This window comes from Pseudomonas sp. (assembly GCF_036387035.1).
GTDB lineage: Bacteria > Pseudomonadota > Gammaproteobacteria > Pseudomonadales > Pseudomonadaceae > Aquipseudomonas.
In genome coordinates this window covers 1-3759 of sequence record NZ_DASVUM010000040.1, presented here as the reverse complement: position 1 = coordinate 3759, position 3759 = coordinate 1, and the positions used below count along the sequence as shown (strand labels likewise).

5 protein-coding genes are annotated in these 3759 nt (G+C 64.6%); 3 read left to right on the top strand and 2 right to left on the bottom strand.

Going from position 1 to position 3759, the window contains the following annotated elements:
* The coding region (locus VF672_RS03720) for a PIG-L family deacetylase (protein WP_331101599.1) at window positions 1–595 on the top strand (595 nt) is incomplete at its 5' end.
* The gene (locus VF672_RS03715) at window positions 592–1191 is read left to right on the top strand and encodes a class I SAM-dependent methyltransferase (protein WP_331101597.1); all 600 of its coding nucleotides are present in this window, start codon (window positions 592–594) and stop codon (window positions 1189–1191) included. The genes VF672_RS03720 and VF672_RS03715, both read left to right, overlap by 4 nt.
* A gap of 8 nt (window positions 1192–1199) precedes the next feature.
* Here the strand turns inward: VF672_RS03715 and VF672_RS03710 are convergent, their stop codons facing one another.
* The gene (locus tag VF672_RS03710; RefSeq protein WP_331101595.1) at window positions 1200–2003 is read right to left on the bottom strand and encodes a GNAT family N-acetyltransferase; all 804 of its coding nucleotides are present in this window, start codon (window positions 2001–2003) and stop codon (window positions 1200–1202) included.
* Between the two features lie 322 nt (window positions 2004–2325).
* Here VF672_RS03710 and VF672_RS03705 point away from each other — a divergent pair, with 322 nt between their 5' ends.
* Window positions 2326–3141 carry a CAP domain-containing protein gene (locus tag VF672_RS03705; RefSeq protein WP_414705570.1) on the top strand — a complete coding sequence of 272 codons (816 nt, stop codon included), beginning with the start codon at window positions 2326–2328 and terminating at the stop codon, window positions 3139–3141.
* A 5-nt stretch (window positions 3142–3146) separates the two neighbouring features.
* Here the strand turns inward: VF672_RS03705 and VF672_RS03700 are convergent.
* On the bottom strand, window positions 3147–3759 hold a 613-nt coding region (locus VF672_RS03700; RefSeq protein WP_331101591.1), incomplete at its 5' end, for a TOBE domain-containing protein.

Below are 3759 nucleotides of genomic sequence, written 5' to 3'. Positions count from 1 at the left end.
CGGCCTGCTGGCGGCGATGGCGCAGCGTCAGAACGATGTGCAACTGGTTGCCGTCACCGACGGCGAAGGCAGTCATCCGCAGTCGCCGCTGTGGCCCGTGCCGCGTCTGCGGACCGAGCGCCGCCGGGAGAGCGAGCAGGCTGTCGCCCACCTGGGCCTGGACGTGTCGCGGCTTTCCTGGCAACGGCTGGGCTTGGCTGACGGCCAGGTCGCTGACCATGCCGAATCGCTGATCGCCCTGCTCAGCGAAGACCTGCGCCCCTCGGATGTGTTGCTGACCACCTGGCGTCACGACGGCCACTGTGACCACGAAGCGGTCGGCCATTGCGCGGCCCAGGCGGTCGCCAACACTGGCGCGAGATTGGTGGAGATACCCGTCTGGGCCTGGCACTGGGCTGAACCGAACGACCCGCGCATCCCGTGGGAACAGGCGCGCAAGTTCTGGCTCAGCGATGCGCAACTGCAGCGAAAACGCCACGCCATCGGTGCCCACTTGAGCCAGTTGGAAAACGACCCGAGCACCGGCGCGCCTGCGGTGTTGAACCCGCAAACGCTGGAGCGCCTGCTGCAGCCTTTCGAACTGGTGTTTCTGTGAGTATGTCCGGTGAGTATTTTGACGAGCTGTTCGCCAACAGCGACGACCCCTGGGCGTTTCGCACGCGCTGGTACGAGCTGCGCAAGCGCGACCTGACCCTCGCCGGGCTGCCCCGCCAGCGCTATGCGCGCATCTTCGAGCCGGGCTGCGCCAATGGCGAACTGAGCCTGCGCCTGGCCGAGCGCTGCGACGCGCTGTTGTGCATGGACCTCAGTCCGCGGGCGGTGACGCTGCCGCGCGACAGGTTGAGGGCACACGCCCACGTCGATGTGCTGGAAGGATGCTTGCCCCAGGACTGGCCGACGGGGACGTTCGATCTGGTGGTCATCAGCGAATGGGCCTATTACCTGACGCCGGATGCTTTTGGCGAGATCATCGAGCGCATTCGCGAAAGCCTGACGCCCGACGGCGCGGTGCTGGCCTGCCACTGGCTGCACCCTATCGAAGGCTGCCCGATGGAGGGCCGCGAAGTGCATCAGGTGCTCGCCCGGCACCTGGCCATGGAACGCACTCTGCATCACGCGGAGCGCGATTTCCTCCTGGAAATCTGGAGCAAGGACCCACGCGGGATCGACCTCAATGAGGCCGTCCGCTGAAGCGGGCTCTACACAAGTCGCGGTCCGTGCAGAAAGGCTCTGGCGGCCTGCGCGCCCGGCTCGCCCAGACGCTCGTTGACGAACAGCCGCGCTTGCCGCGTCAACTGGTCGAGATGACGGTCCCGCTGTTTTTCCGCATCAGTCATCGCGCGCTTGCCGTGCTGCTTGAGCAGGTAGCTGTGGATCTGCCGCACCTCCAGCGAGTTGTAAATCGGCGCGACGTCCAGCACGGCCAGTAAGCCATCGGTCTGCCGTTCGAGCGTGTTCATCAGCACCTGCGGGCCGCGCGCACCCAATACCTGAAAGCCCAGCGCTTCGAACACCGGAACCTTCGCGACGAAGCACGCCAGCTCGGCGTGAGGGTAGCGTTCGGTCATCTTGCTCAGCATGGCCCGCGCCACGCCCTGGCGGCGACGTGATGTCTGCACCGCCATGTACGCCACGGCGCACGCTGGCAGCGCAGTTTGAGCCGACTGATCTTCAGAAGGGTGATCGTGAGACGAAAGACCGTGCTCCGGCATCTCCTGAACCGGCAGGTAAAGCAGGAAGCCGACCACGATCGAAGGGTCTTCGGCATCCAGTGCCACGATCAATTCCACGGCAATCCCCCGTGTCCCGTCCATCGCCTGCAGGTACTGATGCACTTCATGGCCGACGCCGTATTGGTAGAGCGGGTACAACGGATTGCTCGGGGCGATGGCGACCATGCTCAGCTCGGTGACCGAGTCGATGACGCTCTGCATGATCTGGCTTTTGATCGATTCCGGTGGCGGGGCGTCGAGGCGCGTGACGATAAACGAGGGGCTGGACATTGTGATCCTGAATGAGGGTTCGGCGGTGGCGTATAGAGCGGTGCATCATACCTGCCCGGCCTGATAACGCGGCACCCGCCGGCATCGACGGGCACATGATCGAAGGCCAATCCTGGGCGGGCGGCAGATCGTGTGCGCTCATGGCGCACCGATTTTCCCGGTTTTCCCCGCGAGCTATTGCAAAAACCCTGCGCATCGCTGCAACCTCCACGGTTTGTACGGCTCAGACTAATTCGCGACAGGTAAAATCGCGCACTGTGGCCGCGTCAGTTCGAGGGAGATATTCATGCGTTTCAGATCATTCATCCAGTGTCTTGCGGTCATGCCCCTGGCGCTGCTCATGGCAGGTACGGCCGTGGCCAGCGAAGAAACGCAGCTGATTCAGTCAATCAACACCTACCGCAGCCAGGCCCAGCCCTGCGCCAATGTGGCGTCCTCCGAGTTGCCGCCGCTGAACGGCGATCCGCGCCTCAACCTGCCCGCCAGTGGCACGGTCGACCTGCAGCCAATGCTGGCGCGGGCGTCCTATCCGATGGTCAGCGTCCAGGCGATCACGCTCTCTGGCCCGCGCGACGCGCAAGCGGCCATGGCGGCGATTCAAGAGAGCTTTTGTCAGGTGGTGCTCAATCCGCAATTCGTCGACATCGGCGTCAGCCGCAACGATCGCGACTGGCGCATCGTGCTGGCGCGCCCGCTACTGGCGGGAGGATTGGGCAATGCCCAGGCTGAAGGTCAAAAACTGCTGGGGCTGATCAACGAGGCGCGCAAACAGGCGCAGCAATGTGGCGCCCAGTCGTTTTCCGCTGCCGCGCCGCTGGTGTGGAACGACACCCTGACGAGCGCAGCCGAAAGCCATTCGCGCTCCATGGCCAACAATAATTACTTTGACCACAAGGGTCGCAACGGCGGCACGCCGGGGGACCGTGCGGAACTGGCGGGGTACATCGGTCAGCAGATCGGCGAGAACATCGCCGCCGGGCAGGACAACGCGCGCAAGGTGGTCGAGGGCTGGCTGGCAAGTCCGGGCCATTGCGCCAACCTCATGAACCCGCAGTTCCATGACCTTGGCGCCGCCTATGCCACCGACCCGAAGAGCGACGCGGGCATCTACTGGACGGCGATGTTCGGGGTGCAGTAAACGGACTATCCCGCCAGTGTGGCCGCCCCGGGCGCCTGCAGCTGATCGGCGCCCCTCTCGGTGTAATGCCGCCGGTGCGCCAGCGCCTGGCCCTGTTCATCGAACAGATGGCAACGATGGCCCTGCACCCCAACGCGCAGCAACTGACCCGCCTTGACCGCCGACATGCCCTCGCCCTTGACCATCAGATCATGGCCGTCGTCAGTCTGGGCGTGGGTGAAGGTCTCCCCGCCCAAATGCTCGACCACCAGGGTCTTGACCGGAATCTGCGCATCCCCCTCGCCCCGCTCCGACAGGTGCTCGGGCCGCAGTCCGAGCGTCAATGCGTCGCCCGCCTTGATCGGCTCGCCGGTCACCGGAACCGTCAACAACGCGCCACCGGGCAGGCTGACCTGCACGCCTTCGCTACTGACAGCGACCGCCGTCACCGGCAGAAAACTCATCTGTGGCGAGCCGATGAAACCGGCGACGAAGCGGTTGCGCGGATGGTGATAAAGCTCCAGGGGTGAGCCGACCTGTTCGATGCAGCCTTTGTTGAGCACCACGATCTTGTCGGCCAGGGTCATGGCTTCGACCTGATCATGGGTGACGTAAACCATGGTCGCCTGCAGGTCGGCG